Consider the following 23151-nt stretch of genomic DNA (forward strand, 5'->3'; position numbering starts at 1 on the left):
GGGGGTCGTACGTGAAGGTCAGCCATTTTCTCTATCGTTCCGTTCTCCTTGTGGCCATTGCGGCGCCGTCGGCATTTGCCCAGGCGCCCACGACGCCCTATGACACGGCGGCCTTTGCCGCGCTCAAGTGGCGCGAGATCGGGCCCTTCATAGGAGGTCGATCCGTTGCCGTTGCGGGCTCGCCCAGCAGGCCGCGTGAGTACTATCTCGGCACAACCGGCGGTGGCGTCATGAAGACGACCGACGGTGGAATCACATGGAAGGCGGTCACCGACAAGTATTTCGGTGGAACGATCGGGTCGATTGCGGTGAGTCAGTCCAATCCCGACATCGTTTACGTCGGCACGGGCGAGTCTCCGATCCGCGGCAACGTCTCGCACGGCGACGGTGTGTTCAAGAGCACCGATGCCGGCAAGACGTGGACGTACGTGGGGCTCAGAGACACGCGGCAGATATCGCGGGTGCGGATCGATCCAACCAACCCTGACATCGTTTACGTCGGCGCACAGGGGCACGTGTGGGGGCCGAATCCGGATCGCGGCGTCTTCAAGACCACCGATGGCGGCAAGACCTGGCGAAAGGTGCTGTTCCGGAACGACTCGACGGGCATCACCGACCTCGAGATCGACCCGAAGAATCCTAAGATACTGTACGCTGCCTTCTGGCAAGCTTACCGCGAGCCGTGGAAGCTCGTATCCGGCGGCGCAGGGAGCGGGATCTTCAAGTCCACCGACGCAGGTGAGCACTGGACCGAAATCACGCGCAATCCTGGCCTTCCCAAGGGGATAATCGGCAACATCGGAATCACGGCGTCGCCAGCGAAGGAAGGACGCCTGTGGGCAATAATCGAAGCCGATTCCGGTGGCGTGTTTCGCTCCGACGACGCGGGCGCCACGTGGGTCAAGCTCAACGACAGCCGCAGTCTGCGGCAGCGCGCATGGTACTACACGCGCATCTTCGCAGATCCCAAGGACGAGAACGGCGTTTACGTAACCAACGTCGGCTTCAACCACTCGACCGACGGCGGAAAGACATACAAGTCGATCAGCGTTCCGCACGGCGACAATCACGATCTGTGGATCGCACCGAACGACCCCAAGCGAATGATCGAATCGAACGACGGTGGCGCGACCGTCAGCAATGACGGCGGCCAAACGTGGACTCCGGAATACCAGGCAAGCGGACAGTTCTATCACGTCGAGACGACCACCAACTTCCCATATCGCGTTTGCGGCGCGCAGCAGGATCGATCCACGCTGTGCGGCCCGAGCCGGAAGGAAGGCGGAATCTCCAACGATGACTGGTACGACGTCGGCGGCGGCGAGAGCGGCTACATCGCGGTTCGCCCGGATTCGCCGAACGTAGTATTTGCGGGATCGTACGGCGGTCTTCTCACTCGCTTCGACGCAAACACGGGATTGAGCCGGGATGTGAATCCGTGGCCGGACAATCCGATGGGGCACGACGCAGCGGATGCGAAGTATCGCTTCCAGTGGACGTTCCCGATCGTGATATCGCCGCACGATCCGAGCACGCTCTACATGGGCAGCAGCGTGGTGTTCAAGACGACGGACGAGGGTCAGCACTGGACTGCGATCAGTCCCGATCTCACGCGCCACGATCCGCGCACACTTGGAGCCTCCGGTGGTCCGATCACGAAGGACCAGACATCGGTCGAGTACTACGGTACCGTGTTCGCGATCGCGGAATCGCCGGTAGCGGCTGGCGAGATCTGGGCCGGCTCGGACGATGGACTGATTCACGTGACGCGCGATGCGGGAAAGACCTGGACCAACGTCACGCCTAAGGATCTGCCTGAATGGACGCGCATCTCGATAATCGAGCCGTCGCATTTCTCGCCTGGCACTGCGTACGTCGCTGCGAACCGATATCAGCTGGATGACATGCGTCCGTACATCTACAGGACCACCGATTACGGACACACGTGGAAGCTCATCGTGAATGGAATTCCGGACACCGAGTTCCTGCGCACGGTGCGTGAAGATCCGACGAAGCGCGGACTGCTGTTCGCCGGAACAGAACGGAGTGTCTACGTTTCGTTCAACGACGGCGAGAGCTGGCAGTCGCTACGACAGAATCTGCCGCTGGTGCCGGTACACGATCTGGCGATCAAGGACGGCGATCTCATCGCCGCAACGCACGGTCGTGGCTTCTGGATCATGGATGACATCGCTGCGCTCGAGCAGTTGACGCCGGCGATCGTGAGTTCCAACGCGCATCTGTTCGTACCGCGCAAGGTCTATCGCACCAACTTCTACGGCGGGGCGAGCACGGGCGCAAACGGGACTCTTCCGCGCGCGGCGAATCCACCGTCGGGCGCCGCCGTCTACTACTGGCTCAAGTCACCGAAGCAGGTCGTCACGCTCGACTTCCTGGACGCGAGCGGAAAACTGATTCGCCACTTCACAAGCGAACAGGATTCTGCCGCCGCGGCGGACAGTATCGCTGGCGCCGCAAAGCGCGTCGCAATGCGCGACAGTCTTACGCGAGCGGGCCTGAGCAAGGACAGCATTGCCAAGCTGGTGCGCGGAACGGAGTCGGGTGCACAGGCTGGGCGCGGCGGTCGCCGCGGCGCAGCGCAGAGCACTCGCGTCCCGAACAAGGCCGGACTCAACACCTTCAACTGGAACCTTCGCTATCCAGACGCAGCGACGTTCAAGGGCTTGGTGTTCTGGGGCGGTGGCGTTACGGGACCGGCTGCGCCTCCGGGTACGTACTCGGTGCGCATGACGACTGGCGGGGTATCGCAAACGCAGAAGTTCGAGCTGGTGAAGGACCCGCGCACGCATGCAACGCAACATGACCTGGATGAGCAGTTCGCGTTTCTCATCAGGATCCGTGACACGTTGAGCGCAGCGAACAACGCCGTCCGCACCATTCGCAACGTCCGCTGGCAGGTTGGCGAGCGTGGCAAGGCACTGGCCGAGAAGGATCGTTCAGTATTCGAGCAGGCTTCGGCGCCGATGCTTCAGAAGCTTTCCACCATCGAGCAGGCGATCTACCAGACGCAGAGCCATGCGAGCGAAGATCCGCTCAACTTCCCGATCCGGATCAACAACAAGATTGCCGCACTCGGCTCCGTTGTCGGTGGCGCCGACGCGCGACCGACGGATCAGTCGTATGCAGTCTACAAGGTTCTGTCTGCACAGCTGGACACACAACTCAAGGATCTTCACGCCACGCTGGACGGGCTCAAGGGTGTGAACGGTTTCCTCGCATCGCACGGCGGCAAGGCAATAGTACCGAGCACCGCCGAAGTGAAGAGCGATGTCCCGGTCGAGGACGAAGGCGACGGTGACATGGACAGAGAGAGCGGGGATCGTTCGTGAAGCGTGCGCTTCTTGCTCTCTGTACCGTCGCACTTTCTGCGACACCTGTATCGGTCCGCGCCCAATCGCAACCGGTGATCATTCGTGGCGGGTGGATTTTCACCGCCACGAGTGACACGGTGGAGCATAATCGCGGCATCTTCATTCGTGCGGGAAAGATTCTCGTCGCCGATGGGAACATGGCGGAGGAGGATACCACCGGTGCGCGTGTGATCACGTTGTCGAATGACGAATATGTGCTTCCCGGCATCTTCGACATGCACGCGCACTACAACATGACTCTGGGCGAGGGAGGAATCCGGCAGGACGAATACAAGTACAACCCGCTCATCTTCCTCGCGAACGGGGTCACGTCGACGTTTCCGGCGGGCGAATACGACCCGGAGGGAATGATGGAGACGCGGAAGCGGATCGACAGCAACCAGCAGATCGGGCCCCGGATATACAACTCCGGGCCGTACTTCGGCACTGCACGACGTGGATGGACCGAGGGGATCACACCCGACTCCATCTACAAGGAAGTCGATTATTGGGCTGCGAATGGAGTCCGGAGTTTCAAGGCGAAGGGAATCTCGCCGCAGGATCTCAGGCCACTCATCGAGCGGGCGCATCTGCACGGGATTACCGTGACCGCGCACCTGGAATCCGGGTTCAGAAACAGCACCAACGCGAAAGATGCGGTGCTGATGGGTATCGACCGCGTCGAGCACATCCTTGGTGGAGATGAACTGTCACGCGACAAATCGGCGTATCCATCGTGGATCCACGTCGACACGGCCTCGCGCGAATTCAAGGACATCGTGCAGCTGTTCCTGCGGCACCATGTCGTGTTCGATCCCACGATCACGGCACCGGTGTACTTCACGACCGTCGCCGACAAGCCTGGATTCGACTACTGGGTGGATGAGCGCAAGTTCTTCACTCCATACGTACAACAGTGGGTCAAACAGCAGCCGCCGAGGAAGGCGTTTCCGTTGTTCGATTCGCTGTACTATGCGATGCGACGTACCACCAAGGCATTCTACGACGCGGGCGGCACGCTCACGCTCGGCACCGACAATCCGAGCCGCGGCGAGTATCTCGCGGGGTTCTCCGCGCACCGCGAGCTGCAGACTCTGGTCGTCTCGGGTATTCCGGCTGCTGCGGCTCTACGGATCGCAACGATCAATGGTGCCAGGGCGTTGAACGTCGGTTCCACGCTCGGTTCCATCGAGCCCGGCAAGCTTGCGGATCTGTTCGTGATTCGGGGAAACCCGCTCAGCGACATCACGAACACCCGGCACGTTCAGATGGTTATGAAAGCTGGCACCGTGTACGACCCTGCCGTGCTGTTGAAGATGGCGGAAGGGAAGATCGGCCCTTCGGGACCGCAGGCGCGGCCAGCGCAGGGATCCAGTCCGCAGCACTGATGCGGACACCCTGACCGGACTGACCGGACTGACCGGACTGGCAGGACAGCGTCGGGAGGGGACCAATGTTTCACGGTCCGCTCCCGACGTATTTTCACCTCTGTGGCGCCCAGTTGTGGGACCCGGTTAGTTTACAGGAGTACAAAAAGTCGCGCGCGTAGCTCAGCTGGATAGAGCGTCGGCCTCCGGAGCCGAAGGTCGTGGGTTCGAATCCCGCCGCGCGCACTGCACCCCCCCTTCCACTCGCAGGCTCTAATCCGGCACCCCTCCCCGCCGCATGCCACGCGTTGAACACTGGTCCCAGCTCAGAATCGGTCTGATCGTCCTCGTCGCCATCATCGCTGCGGTCGCGGCCGTTCTGTCGTTCGCACGCGTCGGAGCGCTTCACGGCAAGACGACGCGTCTGTATCTGGTAACCGACATGGCATCCGGCGTTCTGAACGGAACCGAGGTCTGGCTCGCCGGCAAGAAGGTCGGGCTGGTTCGCTCAGTGGAATTGAGGCCGCCGGCTAGCGATACGGCAGAGCGGATCGCGATCGCGATGGACGTGCTCGATCCATACGTCCGATACATTCGCCGCAACTCGGACGTACGGATTCAACCGGGCGGCAGATTGATCGGAAGTCCTGTCATCTATATCGAGGTCGGAACCGCGGCTGCGCCCGGAGTCGGCGCCGGCGACACGCTGCGCGCCGGCGCGCAGGTTCAGGCGCGGTCGGGATTGGCGGATGCGTCGTCGCTCGGCGACAGTCTGACCGAAATCGCAGCGACTGCATCCACGATCAAGAGGGAATTCGACTCGACCGCGAACGATCTGTCCGGATTGGCCAGTATCTCCTCGCGTCAGGCGAACGCAGTGCATGTCGCGCTGGACAATTTCTCGGATCGCGCGCTCGCATCGCGTGGCACGCTCGCCGGTTTCGTGCGGGACAGCGCACGGCTGCGCGCGGAAGCATCACGCGTGAGCGCGCTGGCGGATTCAATTGGCATGGCCGCGAACAACGGTAGTGGCGAGATCGGCCGATTCCGGCGCGACTCGACGCTCGTCCTGCAGGCTCGGCAAACGCTCGTATCCGTTGCCGATCTGCGTCGCAGAGTCGCCCGCTATGCGGGCCGGTCGGATGAGGGGACTGCGCTCGCCGCGCAACTGGATCGCGCACACGCGCAGCTGGATTCCATAGTGCAGGACGCCAAGAGCCATCCACTTCGATACATCACGTTTTAGACGCGCGCTGCGTAACTCATCAGCGCTATCCAACACACGCACACAACACGTAAAGCAACTTTTGTGGAAATAGCAGAACTCAAGCGGCAGACAGTCGCCGAGCTGCACGGCATGGCCGACGGCCTGCAGGTGGAGCACTCCGAAGGGCTTACGAAGCCTGAGCTGATCCTGAAGATCGGCCAGAGCCTGCTCGATGCCGGCGTATCGCTGCATGCCGAAGGCGTGCTGGAGATCCTGCCCGAGGGTTACGGATTTCTCCGCAGCCAGGACTGGAGCTATCTGGCCGGCCCGGATGACGTGTACGTATCACCATCTCAGATCAAACGCTTCGATCTGCGCACCGGTGACGAGGTGTTCGGCGAAGTACGGCCGCCGAAGCCGTGGGAGAAGTATCTCGCGCTGCTCCGCGTGGAGAAGGTCAACGGACTCGAGCCGGATACTACCAAGACTCGCACGCCATTCGACTCGCTGCGGCCACAATATCCCGACACACGCCTGCGGCTGGAAACGGAGGACGGAGACCTCAGCATGCGCGTCGTGGACATCATGGCGCCGATCGGAAAGGGCCAGCGTGGATTGATCGTTGCGCCGCCTCGTGCGGGCAAGACGATCCTGCTCACCAAGATGGCGAACGCGATCTCGGAGAATCATCCGGAGGTTCGGATCATCATGCTGCTGATCGACGAACGCCCCGAAGAGGTGACCGAGATCAAGGCAACTGTTCCGCGCGCCGAGGTAATCAGCTCGACCTTTGACGAGGGCGCCGCGCGGCACGTGCAGGTTTCCGACATGGTGCTCCAAAAGGCGCGCAGACTGGTAGAGGCGGGTCATGACGTCGTCATACTACTCGATTCGATAACGCGCTTTGCGCGCGCTCACAACACGGTCGCGCCGACTACGGGCAAGATTCTCTCTGGCGGCGTCGAGGCGACCGCGTTGCAGAAGCCCAAGGCGTTCTTCGGAACCGCACGCAACATCGACGGCGGTGGATCGTTGACCATCATCGCCACCGCGCTCATCGAGACCGGCTCGCGGATGGACGACGTGATCTTCGAGGAGTTCAAGGGAACGGGCAACATGGAGCTGGTGCTCGACCGACGCATCGCGGACCGTCGCATCTATCCAGCGATCGACATCTTCAAATCCGGGACACGGAAGGAAGAGCTGCTGCTGGATCAGAGCGAGATCAACCGTACGACCCTGTTGCGCCAGTTTCTGTCGGACATGCCCGAGACCGACGCGATCGACTTTCTGCTTAAGCAGATGGCGCGGACGAAGAACAACGCGGAATTCTTCCGCAAGATGGCTGAAGGTTGACCGATTCAGCGCATCCTACATCACGCGGCCGATTGATGGCGGTCGACTATGGCGACAGACGCGTCGGACTGGCGATCAGCGATCCGACCGGCACTATCGCATCGCCAGCTGGTTTCATCGAGCGTCGTGCGGGAAAGCGACCGCCGGTTGCGGAACTTGTACGTCGCGCCGAGGCGCTCGAGGCGAGTGGGTTCGTATTGGGACTTCCGCTTGACGGCGCAGGCGAGGAGACGGCGCGCTGTGCGGAAGTGCGTGTGGTAGGCGCGGCGCTCCAGGAACGCACCGGACTTCCAGTGCGATACGTGGATGAGCGCTACACCACCGCCGCCGCGCTCCGCAGCGTGCGCGACATGGGCGGGTCTGTGAAAGGTCGCAAGGGCGACGTGGACGCAATGGCTGCCGCGTTGCTGCTGCAGCACGCGCTCAACCTCCCCGAATAACCGATGCAAGCCATCAGGCTCGGACAGTTTGCAAGATCGGCAGCCGTTGTGACCGCGCTCCTGTTGGGAGCGTGCGAAGGTCCCCACGGCAACGCTGTGCGCGTCATAATCCCTCGTGGTGCGTCGTTCCGCACGGCGGCTGATTCGATGGCGGCGGCTGGAGTCATAACGTCGCCGCTGGCGTTCCGCGTATATGCGCGGCTGAAAGGACGGGATCGCCAGATTCAGGCCGGCACCTACCTGCTTCGCCGCGGCACACGCTGGAGCGATCTGGTCGGCGAGATGAACGGCGGAGTGGGCATCCTCAACCGCGTGACGATACCCGAAGGCTTCACGATCACACAGATCACTCCGGTACTCGTTCGCGCACTGAACACGACCAGCGATTCGGTCGAGGCAGCGGTTCGCGACTCGGCGCTGCGGGCGCGGCTCGCCGACCCGGCGGAAACGCTGGAAGGCTATCTGTTCCCCGATACTTACGTCTTCGCACCGGGCACTACCGCACGCGAGGCCGTCACCGAAATGGTGCGGCGCTTCGAGCGGGAGTGGAAGCCCGAGTACGACGCTCAGGCCGCTGCACTGGGTCGCAGCCGGCACGAGATAGTGACCATGGCATCGATAGTCGAGAAGGAGGCGCGCCTTCCGGAGGAGCGTCCGGTGATCGCAGCAGTTTATTACAATCGCCTCAAGTTCAACATGCCGCTGCAGGCCGATCCGACGGTACAGTACGCACTGGGCCGGCACACGGAGCGGGTTCTGTATCGGGATCTGACCATCGACTCACCGTACAACACGTATCTGCATCCCGGGTTGCCACCCGGACCCATCGCATCACCGGGCGGTGCCAGCCTGCGCGCGGCGCTGGCTCCGGCAAAGGTGCCATTTCTCTATTTCGTCGCTGCGCCGGACGGACATCATGAATTTCGCGAAACGATGGCCGGTCACGAGGAGGCGAAGCGTGCCGTGCGGGCGGAACGCAATGCGGACAGCGCGCCGAAGAACAAGCACAACGCACGTTAGCGATACGAACCCTGCAGCTGACAGATCGATCTCCTGCATTTTCAGGAGATTGATTGCTCCCGCAACGAGCCGGCGCGTTGTCCGATCGTTATCGGCGGGCCCCCGTCTTGCGCGCGGGTGAGCGTTTGGCTTCCACTGCAGCGGCGTGTTGCCACGGCGCAGTGTCTCGCCACCGAAAGCTGACGTCGGGTGCATCGACGCGCTCGCCACGCGGTGTGCGCCTGCGTCGCTCCGGGGTTCGCTCGACCGTAGATGCTGCGCGCATTTCAGCACGCACGTTCGCGATCACGGGCGGTGCGAGAAACAGATCGACCAGATCCGGATCGAATTGTGTCCCTCGCCCATCGCCAATCACTCCCATGGCGACGGTCACGCTCCTGCCGGCCCGGTAGCGTCGTGAGTGAGTGATCGCGTCGAACGTATCGGCGATCGCGACGATTCGTGATGACAGCGGAATCGCCTTCTTTCTGAGCCCGCGCGGATAGCCGGATCCGTCCCAGCGCTCGTGATGCGCCACGACGCCCTTGGGCAGATCGGCGTAGAATGCCGCGAGCGGCTCGAGGACCTTCGCACCGCGCTCGGGATGAGTGCGAATCTCTCTACGCTCATGCCGATCGAGCTTGCTGTGATCGTGAATCACGTCGAAGAGAGCTTCGTGAATCTTCCCGATGTCGTGGAACAGGGCCACGCGCTCGACGACGCTTGCATCGTGCTCATCACAGCCCATCGCATCCGCAAGAACGAGAGAATATCGCGCGACGCGGCGTACGTGCGCGCCGGTAATGGGGTCGTTTGCGTCGATTGCGTTCAGCAGCGTCTCGAGCGCTGCAGCACCGAGTCGCTCGAATTTCGCGGGCGTATGCTGCCGTTTGCGCAACGGCATGGCGGTGGCCGGGACGGCAGCAGCAAGTACTGCGGCAACATGGCGCGTGGTCTTTAGTGGTCGCTTCATCGATGCGGCTCCTAACGCAAGAATCATGTACTTTCCGGGATGCCGTCAACTCGACACCGCCCCGCAGCGACCGTTTCAGCACGTGGCGCTCGACGGTGGGACTCCGGTCACCCGTGGATTTTCAGGAGCGACGTCGTCTCGCCGCCAGATTCCAGCGCCGGAATCGTCGAAGTAGGGGACCAACGCGGCAAGCCACTGGGCCTGGCGCTGTGGAGCCCTCGCTCCGAAATATCGCTCAGACTGCTGGACCGGGACGCCAGCGCCACGATTGACAGGTCATGGTGGAAGGCCCGGATAGCAGCCGCGAATGCACGCCGCGCGATACTGGGAGGCCGCACAAATGCCTGGCGCGTCGTGTACGGCGAAGGCGACGGCCTGCCATCGCTCGTGGTCGACAGGTACGGCGAGCACATCGTGACGCAGCTGTCCAGCGCGGGCATCGAAGCGTGCAGGGCCGAGATTGTAGCCGCTCTGATCGATCTGTTCAAGCCGTCAGGCATTCTGGCACGAAACGACGCCGGCTCGCGGGAACGCGAGGGATTGCCGCGGGAAACAGTGCTGCTCCATGGCGACGTCCCGCAGGAAATCGAGATAGACGAGTACGGTGTGAGGTACCTTGCGGCGCCATGGATGGGACAGAAGACCGGGGCGTTTCTCGACCAGCGCGAGAACAGACATCTGATCGGCCAGCTTGCGCGAGGCAGCGCGCTCGACTGCTTCAGCTATCACGGCTCGTTCGCGCTGCACCTGGCGCGCAATGCCGACACCGTTACCGCGCTGGACGCATCCGCTCCTGCGCTGGAACGGGCCGCCGAGAATGCTCGGCGGAACGAGCTGACCAATGTCGATTTCGTCGTTGCGGACGCGTTCGAGTATCTGCGTGACAGGGAGCACGACGGAACGCACTATGACACGATCGTCCTCGATCCGCCTGCCTTCGCGAAGAACAAACCTTCGCTGCCTGGCGCGATTCGCGGTTACAAGGACATCAACATGAGAGCCATGCGACTGTTGAAGCCGGGCGGTCTGCTGTTCACCGCAAGCTGCAGCTTCCACCTCACCAAGCCGTTATTCCTCGACATGCTTCGCGCGGCGGCTGCCGACAGCGGCCGTCGCATGATCCTGCGAGAGTTCACCGGGCAGCCGATCGATCACCCGGAGCTCCTGACCGTTCCGGAAACCGGCTATCTGAAAGGTGCGCTGCTCGAAGCGGAAATTTGAAGTCGAGATGCGAAACCAGCAGTCGAAACACAACGGAGTGTCCAGCGCGTACAGAGCCGGCCTGCAAGCGGGTTTGGCATTCGTGCCGCGCCCCTTGCGCGCCGATCTCCCGACTCTAGCTTCAAGTGCGCATGTCCAATCGGCCGCAGAGATCGCTTCGCTATGAATACCAGCTCTACGTCGAGAATGAAATCGAGACGTACAAGGAGTCGCTGCCTCGTCGCGCACTCCTCAAACTCGGGGACGAAGCCGTGGGCGCGTTGCGTGACGAACAGCAGCTCGCGCTGACCGAGCTGGTCGTGTGGGAAGAGGTGGACCGGATCATCTCCAAGCGCCTGCGACTCGTCAGCTACGAGACATGGCGACGGAAGCGGCTCAAGGATCAGCGCGAGCGTCAGCGTCCGGAGCACTGGGGATTCGCTCCCGACTGCGCGCTCGCACGCGAAGTCCGTCCACCCGCGGATTCCAACGTGCTCGTGAGCGGCGATGACAACGAGCGAGTCGCCTGCTATCTGGCCGCGCACGGCTATGAAGTGTTCGCGGTCGGCAACGAGCGCGGCGCTGTTCAGCGCATAGTCAACGCCGCCGAGGAAGCCGGCCTCTTGGATCGCGTACACGGCTACATCGCCGACCTGCGAGAATGGTCGCGCGAAGTGGAGCTGAGCGCCGTGGTGTGCTCACAGAGCGCCTTCAGCGGACTGTCCAGCGAAGAGCGGCGCGAGGCGATCCGCCTGCTCCAGGAAGTAACGCGCGATGGCGGCGTGCATCTGGTCAGCGCGACGGATCACGATGAATCGACGATGCACGAACTCTCCGCACAGTATCGCGGCTGGCAGATATCGGTCGAGCTGCACGGAAGCGTTCCGGCAAGTTTCGTGGCCAGAAAGGGCGCCGCATAACCGCGTTGCATCATCTCATGCGATGGCAAAATGCCCGTGTCAAATTGACACGGGCATTTGCGTTTCTGTGTGTCCATTCGTATCGCCGCTGACGCTCACGATCGGGCGCGCACATTCCTGAATCGTTCGTAAATCGTTGCGCCAGTGGCACTTGCCGCGCTCGAAGAAAGCCAGATCAGCGTGGCCCCTGCCGTGCTTTATAGAGGCGCATGAAGGAGGTAACCAGCATGCCCAAGAACGTAGATACGAAGCGCTCGGACGAGCCGCTTGGCATCATCATATCGAGTGGCTCGCGTGAAGAGCCCACGCCAATCTTTTCAACCTACGTGTGGGGTCCAGCGCCGGATCCTGCAGACGGCGCGTCGAAAGCCGCCTAGACGGTTGGTGCACTGATTACAGGCAACAAAAAAGCCGGCTCATCGCCGGCCTTTTTGTTTGGTGCAACTGCTTACATCGTGACTGCTGCGCCCGCGGCGCCGGCACCACTGGCCTTGCGACGAGAGCTGGACTTACGGCGAGAGCTCTTGCGCGCGGTCTTCTTGCGCGCAGCGCCCTTACGGGCGGTCTTCTTACGGCCGGAGCTCTTCCGAGCCGCGCTCTTGCGGGTGGTCTTCTTACGAGTGCTCTTCTTGCGCGCGCCGCCCTTGCGGGTGGTCTTGCGTGCGCCGCCCTTGCGGGTGGTCTTCTTGCGTGCGCCGCCCTTGCGGGCTCCCTTGCGCGCGCCGCCCTTGCGAGCGGTTTTCTTGCGAGCACCTGCTTTCTTACGACCACCCTTCTTCGCTGCTGCCATGATTGCATCTCCTATCGGAGTTCACCTTCCCGGCGTTCCCCCGGTGGGCCGCCTGGGCACAGCACGCGGACTGATTCTGCTCGCCCGCGCCGTTACGAATTCAGCGCATTTCGCGCAATACGAATTCGTAACTACAAGAGAATATACGGATCGCGTATTTGCAAGGCAATACTTTAGTTACAGATTTCGTCGTCACCACCAAAGCACCACTCACCATGTTTCGGAGTTGAACGCGTGAAAGCGCTTGTCAAAGCTGTCGCAGGTCCGGGTTTCACCATGCGCGATGTCCCCATCCCGGAGATACGCGACGACGAAGTGCTGATCAAAGTTCGGCGTGCTGGCGTGTGCGGCACCGACGTGCATATCTACGATTGGGACGATTGGGCCAAGGGCCGTTGTCATCCGCCGTTCACCGTCGGACATGAATTTTCCGGCGACGTTGTTAGTGTCGGCAAGTTGGTCACAGACGTTCACGAGGGCGATCGGGTAACGGCCGAGGGACACATCGTCGACGGGCGCTGCCTGCTCTGCCGCACTGGTAATTCACACGTCTGTCCCTATACGAAGATCATCGGCGTCGACCGGGACGGGTGCTTCGCCGAGTACATCGCGATGCCTTCGACCAACGTCTGGCACCTGGACGATTCCACTCCGTATGAGATCGGCGGAATCATGGATCCCATGGGGAACGCGTTCCATACGGCGCTCACCGCAGACATTCCCGGCTCCGTCGTGTTCATCACCGGATGCGGGCCGATCGGCATCTTCGCCGTCGGCATATGCAAGGCGGCGGGCGCATCGCGGATCATCGCGTCGGACGTCAACGAGACGCGTCTGGCGCTCGCAAAACAGATGGGCGCGCACGACGTAGTTCATCCCGCCGAAGCCGAAGCGGCGGTCAAGGCTGCGACCGACGGACTCGGCGCCGACGTCGTGCTCGAGATGTCCGGCGTGCCCTCGGCGATCCATCAAGCCTTCGGACTCGTGCGCGTTGGCGGCAGGGTTCAGATGCTCGGCATCCCCTCCAAACCGATCGATGTGAACTTTGCGACCGAGGTGATCTTCAAGGGGATCACCATCTACGGAGTCGTGGGACGGAGGATGTACGACACCTGGATCCAGATGACGCGGTTCCTCCGCTCCGGCGAGTTCGATCCGACACCGGTCATCACGCACAGATTCCCGCTCGCCGATTTCGATGCGGCAATCGCCGCCATCAAATCCGGCCATGCCGGCAAGGTCGTTTTCGAGATTGCGGACTGACGCCCCGTGCATCGTGATCCCGCGAAAGCCATTACAGAGTCGTCGTACCCGCGAAAACGGGCACGACGACTCTGTTCGCTACCCACATCTGGTGATATAAAATGATCAACAAGAATTTCGTCTCCTCCCTCGAAGCGTCCATCCAGCAGCTCAAGGACGAGAAGGTCTACAAGCAGCTGAACTACCTGGAGTCTCCGCAGTCGGCACACGTGAAGATGGAAGGCCGCGGCGACGTCCTGATCCTCTCCTCCAACAACTACCTCGGCTTCTGTGACGAGCCCGATGTCGTCGACGCGGGGATAAGAGGACTTCAGAAATTCGGCGCGGGAACCGGCAGTGTCCGTTTCATCTGCGGCACATTCACCGTCCATCGCGAGCTCGAGAGCGCGCTCGCCAAACTGGTCGGAACCGAGGCGTCGCTCAGCTACGTCTCTGCATGGAATGCCAACGAGGGACTGACTGCGTCGATCGCGCAGGAAGGCGACTTCGTCATCTCGGACGCTCTCAACCACGCGTCGATCATCGACTCGATGCGACTCGCCAAGTCGATCACCAAGTGCACGACCGGCGTCTACGCCCACTCCGACATGGACGACCTGCGCACCAAGCTTCGTGGCGCGAAGTCCGCCCGCCGGCGCATCATCTGGACCGACGGAGTCTTCTCGATGGAAGGCAGCATCGCGAAGCTGCCCGAGATACTCGACATCGCGCGCGAGCACGATGCGATAGTGGTCATGGATGATTCGCACGCGACCGGCGTACTCGGCAAGACGGGACGCGGCACCGCCGAGCATTTCGGCGTGCTCGGCGAAGTGGACATCATCACCTCGACTCTCGGCAAGGCGTTGGGCGGCGCCGCCGGTGGCTTCGTGGCGGGCGCCACGGCACTGTGCGACACGTTGACCCAACGTTCGCGCCCACAGCTGTTCTCCAACGCGTTACCGCCCACAGTGGCCTCCAGCGCGCTCGCATCTGTGAACTTCCTTACCAGTCATCCTGACCGAGTGAAGCGGCTCCGGGATAACGCGAGCTACTTCCGCGGAGCGATCCAGGAAGCGGGGTTCAAGCCCCTCGCAGGAGAGACGCCAATCGTGCCGATAATCGTTGGAGAGACGTCCGCGGCCATACGCATGAGTGACATGTTGCTGGCCCAAGGCGTCTTTGTCACAGGCTTTGGCTTTCCGGTCGTGCCGCAGGGCGAGGCGCGGGTGCGCTGTCAGATAAGCGCCTCGCACTCCCGGGACGATCTGGATCGCGCCGTTGCTGCCATCACGTCAGTCGGGAGGCAGCTGCGGATCATCTCATAATGTAGGAGACTTCATGGGCCGCACCCGCCGTCGTTTGCTCGCCGCTATTCCTCTACTTCTCTGCCTCGCGGCCACGACGGCTCATGCGCAGCAGGAGCAGCTGTTCCGGAACTCATGGTTCTGGGGATTGCACGCCGGAACCACGGCGATCGGAACTCCCGCCAGCTCGACCACGCAGGCCGGCACAGTGGGCGCTGAGTGGATGATCACGCGGACCGACGGCGGCCTCTATGTATCGTACGATCAGGCGAGTTTTTCGCGCACGGCCGGTGTCGCTGATCCGAGTGCGTCCAATGGAACACGACCGGTCGCGCTTCACGACCTCCGGACAGTATCGATCGGCGGCGTCGCGTTCCCGTGGCACTCCGGACATTTCCGTCCGTACGCCGGACTCGGTTACGCGCTGAGCCTCATCGGCAGCGCCGACATTCAGCCGGACTCGCTCAACACTCCGGTTCCATCGGGATTGGGCTCGACGGTGGACGATGCTCGCAGCCGCAGCTCCGTGTTCGCTCTCGCCGGCGCGCAGTGGCAGATAAACCGCACCGCAATCTTTGCTCAGGCGTCTTTCATACCGTCCAGCAGCCAGTTCCTCGTGACCAAGCCGATCACGAGCATAACGGCCGGCGTCCGCTACAACTTCGGGACGTCGATAGAAGGGCAGTAAACAGGGGTCGTCATTCCCGCGAACGCGTTCGCAGACCGGGCTGACGACTTCCGGATACGTATTCGTTACCGCTAACGAACCAGCGGAGCGGCCAGTCCGCCGCGTGTCGGATGCCGATGCGCGGCGTTACTGTAACCGTGGAATCCGGATAGGATGCGTAGTCGCGAACCACAAGCGAGCCGCGCTGCAACGATTGCCGGTTCATCGCGCCGGTAATTCCCATCGCAAGACATAACTTGCCCGGCCCGTTGGTCAGGTCGCGGTCGCGATGGGCGTGCGGACGGCGGCGGCGCATCAGCGGGATCCCTTCGACTGGCTCGACCGCTCGAACGAGCACCGCGCTTGGAAGTCCGGTCGCGCGCGTAACTGCATTGACGCACCAGTACATGCCATAGATGAAGTACACGTACGCGATCCCCGCGCGCTCGTACAATGGCGCAGTCCGCGCGGTCAGGCCAGCGGCTGCGTGACATGCTGCATCATGCTCGCCGACGTACGCTTCGGTCTCGACGATGATCCCACTCGTCGCTCCCTCGGGAGTGTTGCACTGCAGCAACTTTCCGAGCATGTCGCGGGCTACGATCTCGGTGTCGCGCTCGTAGAACCTCGCAGGGATGATGCGTCCTGGCTTCACGTCACTTCACGGTGCTCGTCATGAGTTGCATAATGCCGAAGAGGGAATCCATGGAAGAGTAGACGAACATGGATTCCCTCTCTGGCGACGACAACGACTTCTCCAGCGCAGCAGCTACTTTCTGCCGGCGGTCTTCTTTCGGGCTGACTTCGCCGCGGCCTTTGCGACTGGCTTGGCCGGAGGGGCAGCCTTCGGCGCGCGGGTGACGCCCTTCTTCGCCGTAGCCTTGCGTCCACGCGCTGGCTTTGCCGGTGCCGCTGGCGTCGCAACCGCACCTGCTGCGTCCGCAGGAGCTACGACGGCAGGCACTGCGACAGATGATACCGCCGGGGTGTCGTAATCCACGACGCCGACTGACAGAAGATCCATTGGAACGGCAGCTGCCTTTGGACCGGGATGCCGGCCCCGTCCGCCAACGCCGCGCGGTCCCATCCCGCGTGGAGCGGGCGTCGCATTCGCGGCAGGCTTGGGCGCGTTGGCAATCGCCGCTGCGCCGAGCTGATCCACGATGGGAGCAGCAACAACGGCGGGACGCACTTCGTAGTCATCGCCGCGACGTCGCAGATCGATGATGTCGGAGTCGTGCGCGTCCTTGAGGATGCGCGTGAAGTTGCGCTCGCTCAGGCTCTCGCTGTCGCGGCCGAGCAGCTCGCGCGCAACCCGGCGCACGTCGCTGGCGCGCGTGTTACCGCCGTGCGTCGCGATGTATTCCACGGCGCGGCGCATCAGATCGAATGCTTCGTCGCGAGTGAGCCGTGTGCCGGATACACCGATCCCGTCCTCGCTCGCCGCGACCGTTGGCTGGGCAGCGACTCGCGGAGTGGCGACTGGCGGAGTGGCGACTGGTTCTGCAACCGCTTCGGGCGCGCGCTCACTTGCGGCCGGTGCGGCGTGCGCGGCAAACGACAACTCCGACTGCGCGGGCGCTGCCGGTGCTTCGACGATCGCGTGTTCTGCTGTCGCCGAGGTCTCGGGATGCTCGCCGCGCGGACGACGCTCTTCACGATCGCGACCACGTCCACCGCGGCCGCGACGGCTGCGCGGCTCACGTACAGGCGCTGCGACACCTGCTGCTGCAGGTGGGGCCGCAGTGGAGCCCTCGGCGGGCGCTTCGGTGGCAGCTCCGGCTTTCGGCAGATCGACCTCGAGCTGGCCGTTGTCCATCTTGTGCGAGGCCAGAATCCCCCGGTGCGCGGCTTCCTGCACGAAGCGGGTGAACTTGGACATGCCGAGGTTCTTCTCGTCGAACGAGCTGTCGATCTGCTGCATCACCTGCTTGAGGCGATCGGCGCGCATCACGTCGCCGTTGCGCTTCATGCGCTGGACAGCTTCGCCAGCGAGCTGGTAAGGATCCCACTTGGCGACTTCTTCTTCGCGTGTGTTCACCAGGCCGGCGAGCGCGTTGTAGCTGTAGTACTCGTCGCAATTCTGAACCAGAAGGTCGCTGGATGATTCACGAATGCCGACGCCGATGACGTACTTGCCGTATTCCTTGAGCTTGATGACCAGGCTCGAGAAATCGCTGTCGCCGCTGAGAAGAATGAACGTGCCGATCTCGGGTCGCGTGAACACGAGCTCGAGGGCATCGATCGCGAGTCTGATATCGGTGGCGTTCTTTTTGGAGGAGCCGTAGGCCGGCGCGAAGATCAGATCGATCGAGGATTCGGAGAGGGGGACGATGTACTGCGGGTATCGTCGCCAGTCGGCGTAGGCGCGCTGGACCGATACCTTTCCCTTGACGATGTCCGATGAGAGGAGGCTGCGTAGCTCGGCGTTCAGATCCGAGCGAATTCCCATCGTGACGTTGTCGAAATCGATGAGGAGAGCAGCGTTTGGAGCGTGGAAGGCGCCTCCGGAAGCGGAGAGCGTGGCGGCCTGTGGGCCGCGATGCACCGGCGCTACCGGGCCGCGAACTGCGACCGGGGGCCGGATGTGACGAGGTGGCATACGTTCGGTTTTGAGTTTTCACTGCGCGCGACTTCAGGTGCCGGTGCCGGGGCTTTAGCCGTGGCAGCGGATCCTCGAAGTCGCGCAATCCCCTGTAATTTACAAGGACATGCCCCCGAAGCAACTGCACTACCGTACGCGACTGTTCCTGATCCTGTCACTTTTCGCGCTGGTGCCAGCGGCCTTGCTGACGGTTTTGTGGGGCGTCACGCTCGGCAGCGCGCTCCCAATCGTGACCGGTCGCGCAGGCTGGGACAGCGTGGCAGCGACGGGCCGGCGCGCGATCGCGGCGGCTGAGACGGCCCCGCTCAACCGAAAACAGCGCGCTGCGTTCAGCGAACACGAACGGGAATTGGGCGCCTCGCTGGAGCAGGCCGAGCGCTTCAATTACCTGGTTCGGCGCGGTGCCGAAGTGGTGGTGGTGTCATCGATCATCGTTCTCGCGGCGATCGGATTCGGCGCTTCGCGCGTTGCGGGACATCTCAGCAGACAGTTGAGCAGGCCGATCGACGAGCTGGTCGACTGGACCGAGCTCATAAGGCGTGGCGAGCAATTGCCGTCAGCGCCGCGAAAACGTGGAGCGCCCGAATTCGAGATACTTCGCCAGAGACTCAAGATGGCCGCCGTGGCACTCGATCTCGGCCGTCAGCGCGCCGTTGAGGCGGAGCGCCTCCGCGCATTTCGCGAGAGCGCGCGCCAGGTTGCCCACGAGCTCAAGAATCCGCTGACACCCATTCGCTTCGCGATCGATCGTCTGCGTCGCGGCGCACCGCCAGAACTCGCTGAAACGGTGGAAGTTCTCGCGATTGAAACTGAGCGACTCGAACGTACCGCGCGCAGCTTCGCACAGTTTGGACGCCTGCCGGAAGGACCACCATCGCAGATCGACATCGGCGAGCTGGTGCGATATGCGGCGACCGCTACGGTTCCACCCACGATGAAGCTGGACCTGACCGTCGCGGAGGGACTTCCAATGATACTGGGGTATCACGACGCGCTCGCCGGCGCGGTATCCAACGTGCTGCTCAACGCAGTCGATGCGTGCGAGGGCAAGGGCAAGCTGACCGTTCGGGTGTCCGAATCGTCTCTGCAGGGCAAGCGAGCAGTCAATATTCAGATCGAGGACAACGGCCCCGGAATCGGCGCGCAGCAATTGAAACGCATCTGGGAGCCGTACGTGACTAATAAGGCAGGTGGTACCGGACTTGGATTGGCGATTGCACGTCAGGCCGTGTGGGCGCACGACGGGTCGGTATCGGCATACAGCGACATTGGAACGGGCACCAGGATCGAGTTCACCCTTCCGATCGATGCCTTGATGACGGAGACTTGATCATGGACAAGGATGTATTTGCAGCACTCATCGGAGGCATCTGCTTCGTGTCGGTGACTACCGTGCTGCCGGTGTGTGTCATGTACCTGCGTCGCGGTAATCGGACAAAGGAACACCAGGCACAATTGCCAGTCGCTGATATCGTTGCGCGGCTGGAGCGAATCGAGACGGGGATGGAATCAATGTCAGCGGAGATCGAACGCATAGGCGAGGGACAGCGCTTCACCACCAGACTGTTGAACGAGCGCGAGCCGCGCATGCTCGAGAACGTGGACGCTGCAACACGGAGAGTTTGACATGGGTCCAGACGTAATAGTACCGGTCAGCGGAATGATGATGATACTCGGCATCGTGCTTGGAATACCACTAGTGCGGAGTTACACGAGACGAGTGGAATCACGACCGGCGCGCGATGCGCTTCCGACGGGCGAGCTCTTCACGCGCCTCGACAGAATCGAGCAGTCCATCGAAGCAATGGCAACGGAGGTCGAGCGCATCGCCGAAGGGCAGCGGTTCACCACCAAGCTGCTTTCCGAAGTCCGTACGAGTGCGCCTTCCGCGCTGGCCGCGCCCGCGCCCGGTGCGGCTGCGCCGGCGATGCAGCCGGACGGAACCGTCCTGTCCGAAGCCGCGCGACGGTCCTGACACAGCGTGCAGCGCGTACTGATCGTTGACGACGAGCCGAACATTCGCCGGATGGTCGGCGCGCTTCTCTCCGCTGAAGGATACGAGGTGCGCGAAGCCGCCGACGGTGCTGCCGGAGTAAGAGCGGTCGAGGAGGAGGAGCCGGACGTCGCCTTGATAGATCTCATGATGCCGGGCGGAATGGACGGCATCGCCACCCTTGCAAAGATTCGCGAGCGCTGGTCCGATCTGCCCGTGATCATGATGAGCGGCCGCGCGTCGCTGAGCGATGCAGTGCGCGCAACCAAGGTCGGCGCGGTGAACTTCCTGGAGAAACCACTCGCACCCGAGACCGTTCTCCTTGCACTCGGCTCCGCACTCGAGCTGAGACAGGCTCGCCGCGCGGCACGCGTGCTGCGCGCCGAGCTCGGCCGCACAGGCGAAATGGTCGGCTCGAGCAGCGCGATGGTCCGTGTTCGAGAGCTGACGGCACGCGTCGCACTCAGTGATGCGCGCGTTCTGATCAGCGGTGAGTCCGGAACGGGCAAGGAGCTTGTCGCAGCCGCGATCCACGAGCACGGCCCACGCCGCGATCGTCCATTCGTGCGCGTGAACTGCGCCGCGATTCCTCGCGACCTCGTGGAGAGCGAGATGTTCGGCCACGAGAAGGGATCGTTCACCGGTGCCGCCGAGCGCCGCATCGGCAAGTTCGAGCTGGCCGACACCGGAACGTTGTTTCTCGACGAGATAGGGGACCTGAGCATGGAAGCACAGGCCAAGCTTCTGCGCGCCATCGAGGCCAAGGAGATTCAGCGCGTCGGCGGAAACAAGACCATCAAGGTCGACGTACGCATCATTGCGGCGACCAACCACGATCTCGCAAAGGCGGTGGACGATGGTGAGTTCCGCGAGGATCTCTACTTTCGACTGAACGTCATTCCGATCCACCTGCCGCCGCTGCGCGAGCGAGGCAACGACGTGGTCGAGCTGATTCACCATTTTTCGGAGATCCAGCATCAGCGCACGGGCCGCCCCACGCTCACGTGGTCGGCCGACGCCGAGGCGCGCATGCGATCGTATGCGTGGCCTGGCAATGTGCGCGAGCTGGCGAACATTGTGGAGCGCCTCGCAATCCTCAGCAATGACTCCCACATCGGGACCGGAGACATCGCCGCGGTGCTTCCCGTCCCGCGTGACACAAACGCCGCAAGCACCGCTGTCTCCGATGATCGCGGTCTTACGGATACGTTGGACGACATGGAGCGGCGCATGATCGCCGATGCACTGGCGTGGGCGTCCGGAAACGTTGCCGAAGCAGCGCGCCGGCTGCAAACCGATCGCGCAAATCTGTATCGGCGCATGAAGCGGCTTGGCATGGCTGCGACGGTGCTGGCGCTCTGTTCGCTGTCGTTACTGGCCGCGCTGTCAACTTCACCCAGAACGCTTGCTGCCCAGGGCGTGCCGGCGCGTCCAGACACGACGATCAGCGATACCACTACCGCGTACGATTATCCCAGCAACGACGATCGCCCGTACATCCATCTCGAGCCAAGCCTGTCGTCGGGGAAAACGTACAACCGCGTGGAAGGGTTGTCGGTTCTGCTGGGGCCCGCACTCACGATTGAAACACCAAAGTTCGCGCTGGAGGGGACGGCGTATCTGATCGCGCGTACCGCCCGCGGCTTCAGCACTGCGGAGCCGGACGGCGGACACGACCTTCGGATCAGAACGCGCTTCGGTCCGGACAAATCGCTTGGACTCGAAGGCCGGCTGTACAGCGTAATATCACCGATCGAATCCTGGCAACTGACGGAGCCGGAAGAGGGTCTTGCGGCGTTTCTCTTTCGACGTGATTACCGCGATTACTACGGCCGCCATGGCGGCAGGATCAGTACTTCGTGGACGTTCAGCCGAAAGGCCGCGTTCTCCGCCGGCTATGCCGTGGAACGCTGGTCCAGCACCGACGAGGAGAATCCATTCACGCTGTTTCGTCCCACTGCACGGTGGCGGCAGAATCCGGTGGTCGACGAAGGTGTCTTTCATCTTCTGACTTTCAGCGGCACCTTCGATACGCGCAACGACGAACGGGAACCGAGTGGTGGATGGTACCTGACCGGTACGTTCGAGCACGGGTCGAGCCCATCGGCGATACTCGCGCCGCAGGTTCAGAATCCGGTTCCTTCCGGCATTTCATCGCCGCCGCAACCGATCTCATACGGTCGGGTGTTCTTCGATCTGCGGCGTTACAACAGAGTCTCTCCCCGCACGCAGCTGGACGGGAGAATCGTCGCTGGCGGCTGGGTCAGCGGCGACGAGCTGCCACTGGAGCGAAAGCTTTCCGTGACAGGCTCGGGGGTTCTGCCCGGTTACGAATTCCGCGAGACGCAGGATGGACCGGACGTGATGCAGTGCACGGCGCGTGGCGTAGTTGCTTCGGACAATCCCGTAATGTGCGATCGTATCGTACTCGGTCAGCTCGAGCTGCGGACGCAGCTTGCCTCGCACCCATTCGACATCTTCAACATACCGGCACTGCGCCTGCGCAGCGTCGGTTTTACAGCGAGCCCCGTCGGAGTGTTCTTCGTTGACGTCGGCCGCGGCTGGCGCACCACGACGCCATGGCCGTCCAGTTACAAGGCTGACGTCGGTGCCGGACTCGATCTCGGGCTGCTTGGCGCGTATGTCGCGAAAGCCGTGACCGACGGGGGCGAGCCACTCCGTTTCTTCGTACGCATACGGCGCAGATTCTGACT

Annotated in this window: 20 protein-coding genes and 1 tRNA gene; 17 read left to right on the forward strand and 4 right to left on the reverse strand. The window is 62.5% G+C overall.

Features of this window, described 5'->3' with window-relative positions; all coding sequences use genetic code 11:
- The first annotated feature begins 11 nt into the window (after nucleotides 1-11).
- The 7 genes from V4529_05810 to mltG all read left to right on the forward strand — a co-directional run bounded on the left by V4529_05810 (nucleotide 12) and on the right by mltG (nucleotide 8761).
- A complete protein-coding gene (locus V4529_05810; GenBank protein ID MES2357842.1) occupies nucleotides 12-3350 on the forward strand; it encodes a glycosyl hydrolase in 3339 nt (1112 codons plus the stop codon).
- Entirely contained in the window at nucleotides 3347-4759 is a 1413-nt protein-coding gene (locus V4529_05815) for an amidohydrolase family protein (protein MES2357843.1), read from the forward strand. The genes V4529_05810 and V4529_05815 overlap by 4 nt, the downstream gene beginning before the upstream one ends.
- 151 nt (nucleotides 4760-4910) lie before the next feature.
- A tRNA-Arg gene (locus V4529_05820) sits at nucleotides 4911-4984 on the forward strand.
- Nucleotides 4985-5036: 52 nt separating this feature from the next.
- The gene (locus tag V4529_05825) at nucleotides 5037-5984 is read left to right on the forward strand and encodes an MlaD family protein (protein ID MES2357844.1); all 948 of its coding nucleotides are present in this window, start codon (nucleotides 5037-5039) and stop codon (nucleotides 5982-5984) included.
- A gap of 63 nt (nucleotides 5985-6047) precedes the next feature.
- Nucleotides 6048-7301: a transcription termination factor Rho gene (gene rho, locus V4529_05830; GenBank protein MES2357845.1), complete on the forward strand. Its 1254-nt coding sequence runs from the start codon at nucleotides 6048-6050 to the stop codon at nucleotides 7299-7301.
- A gap of 35 nt (nucleotides 7302-7336) precedes the next feature.
- Nucleotides 7337-7741, forward strand: coding sequence for a Holliday junction resolvase RuvX (ruvX, locus tag V4529_05835; protein MES2357846.1), 405 nt, complete (start codon nucleotides 7337-7339; stop codon nucleotides 7739-7741).
- A gap of 3 nt (nucleotides 7742-7744) precedes the next feature.
- Nucleotides 7745-8761: an endolytic transglycosylase MltG gene (mltG, locus tag V4529_05840; GenBank protein ID MES2357847.1), complete on the forward strand. Its 1017-nt coding sequence runs from the start codon at nucleotides 7745-7747 to the stop codon at nucleotides 8759-8761.
- An 88-nt stretch (nucleotides 8762-8849) separates the two neighbouring features.
- Here the strand turns inward: mltG and V4529_05845 are convergent, their stop codons facing one another.
- The gene (locus V4529_05845) at nucleotides 8850-9713 is read right to left on the reverse strand and encodes an HD domain-containing phosphohydrolase (GenBank protein ID MES2357848.1); all 864 of its coding nucleotides are present in this window, start codon (nucleotides 9711-9713) and stop codon (nucleotides 8850-8852) included.
- Nucleotides 9714-9752: 39 nt separating this feature from the next.
- Between V4529_05845 and V4529_05850 the strand changes: the two genes are divergently transcribed.
- The 3 genes from V4529_05850 to V4529_05860 all read left to right on the forward strand — a co-directional run bounded on the left by V4529_05850 (nucleotide 9753) and on the right by V4529_05860 (nucleotide 12210).
- Nucleotides 9753-10934: a class I SAM-dependent rRNA methyltransferase gene (locus V4529_05850; protein ID MES2357849.1), complete on the forward strand. Its 1182-nt coding sequence runs from the start codon at nucleotides 9753-9755 to the stop codon at nucleotides 10932-10934.
- Nucleotides 10935-11065: 131 nt separating this feature from the next.
- Nucleotides 11066-11833, forward strand: coding sequence for a hypothetical protein (locus tag V4529_05855; GenBank protein MES2357850.1), 768 nt, complete (start codon nucleotides 11066-11068; stop codon nucleotides 11831-11833).
- A gap of 227 nt (nucleotides 11834-12060) precedes the next feature.
- A complete protein-coding gene (locus tag V4529_05860; protein ID MES2357851.1) occupies nucleotides 12061-12210 on the forward strand; it encodes a hypothetical protein in 150 nt (49 codons plus the stop codon).
- A 71-nt stretch (nucleotides 12211-12281) separates the two neighbouring features.
- On the opposite strand, the gene V4529_05865 is transcribed toward V4529_05860, so the two are convergent.
- A complete protein-coding gene (locus V4529_05865) occupies nucleotides 12282-12623 on the reverse strand; it encodes a hypothetical protein (GenBank protein MES2357852.1) in 342 nt (113 codons plus the stop codon).
- A 234-nt stretch (nucleotides 12624-12857) separates the two neighbouring features.
- Here V4529_05865 and tdh point away from each other — a divergent pair, with 234 nt between their 5' ends.
- The 3 genes from tdh to V4529_05880 all read left to right on the forward strand — a co-directional run bounded on the left by tdh (nucleotide 12858) and on the right by V4529_05880 (nucleotide 15860).
- Complete coding sequence (tdh, locus tag V4529_05870; protein MES2357853.1) at nucleotides 12858-13886, forward strand: L-threonine 3-dehydrogenase; 1029 nt, start codon at nucleotides 12858-12860, stop codon at nucleotides 13884-13886.
- A 101-nt stretch (nucleotides 13887-13987) separates the two neighbouring features.
- Nucleotides 13988-15193 carry a glycine C-acetyltransferase gene (locus tag V4529_05875; protein ID MES2357854.1) on the forward strand — a complete coding sequence of 402 codons (1206 nt, stop codon included), beginning with the start codon at nucleotides 13988-13990 and terminating at the stop codon, nucleotides 15191-15193.
- A gap of 13 nt (nucleotides 15194-15206) precedes the next feature.
- Nucleotides 15207-15860 (forward strand): hypothetical protein, encoded by a 654-nt coding sequence (locus V4529_05880; protein MES2357855.1) that lies wholly within the window; start codon nucleotides 15207-15209, stop codon nucleotides 15858-15860.
- 10 nt (nucleotides 15861-15870) lie between these two features.
- Here the strand turns inward: V4529_05880 and V4529_05885 are convergent, their stop codons facing one another.
- Together V4529_05885 and V4529_05890 are read right to left on the reverse strand one after the other, a co-directional pair.
- Nucleotides 15871-16494: a DNA-3-methyladenine glycosylase gene (locus V4529_05885; GenBank protein ID MES2357856.1), complete on the reverse strand. Its 624-nt coding sequence runs from the start codon at nucleotides 16492-16494 to the stop codon at nucleotides 15871-15873.
- 114 nt (nucleotides 16495-16608) lie between these two features.
- Nucleotides 16609-18441, reverse strand: coding sequence for an NYN domain-containing protein (locus tag V4529_05890; GenBank protein ID MES2357857.1), 1833 nt, complete (start codon nucleotides 18439-18441; stop codon nucleotides 16609-16611).
- A 109-nt stretch (nucleotides 18442-18550) separates the two neighbouring features.
- On the opposite strand from V4529_05890, the gene V4529_05895 reads away from it, so the two are divergent.
- Genes V4529_05895 through V4529_05910 form a run of 4 tightly spaced genes read left to right on the forward strand, consistent with a single transcriptional unit; the run spans nucleotide 18551 to nucleotide 23149 of the window.
- Nucleotides 18551-19774 carry a HAMP domain-containing sensor histidine kinase gene (locus tag V4529_05895; protein ID MES2357858.1) on the forward strand — a complete coding sequence of 408 codons (1224 nt, stop codon included), beginning with the start codon at nucleotides 18551-18553 and terminating at the stop codon, nucleotides 19772-19774.
- Nucleotides 19775-19776: 2 nt separating this feature from the next.
- On the forward strand, nucleotides 19777-20070 hold the full coding sequence (locus V4529_05900; GenBank protein ID MES2357859.1) for a hypothetical protein: 294 nt from the start codon (nucleotides 19777-19779) through the stop codon (nucleotides 20068-20070).
- Between the two features lies 1 nt (nucleotide 20071).
- Nucleotides 20072-20419, forward strand: a complete 348-nt coding sequence (locus V4529_05905; protein MES2357860.1) for a hypothetical protein — start codon at nucleotides 20072-20074, stop codon at nucleotides 20417-20419.
- 6 nt (nucleotides 20420-20425) lie between these two features.
- Nucleotides 20426-23149 (forward strand): sigma 54-interacting transcriptional regulator, encoded by a 2724-nt coding sequence (locus V4529_05910; protein ID MES2357861.1) that lies wholly within the window; start codon nucleotides 20426-20428, stop codon nucleotides 23147-23149.
- The last annotated feature ends 2 nt before the right edge of the window (nucleotides 23150-23151 follow it).

Source organism: Gemmatimonadota bacterium (assembly GCA_040388625.1).
Taxonomy (GTDB): domain Bacteria; phylum Gemmatimonadota; class Gemmatimonadetes; order Gemmatimonadales; family Gemmatimonadaceae; genus Fen-1247.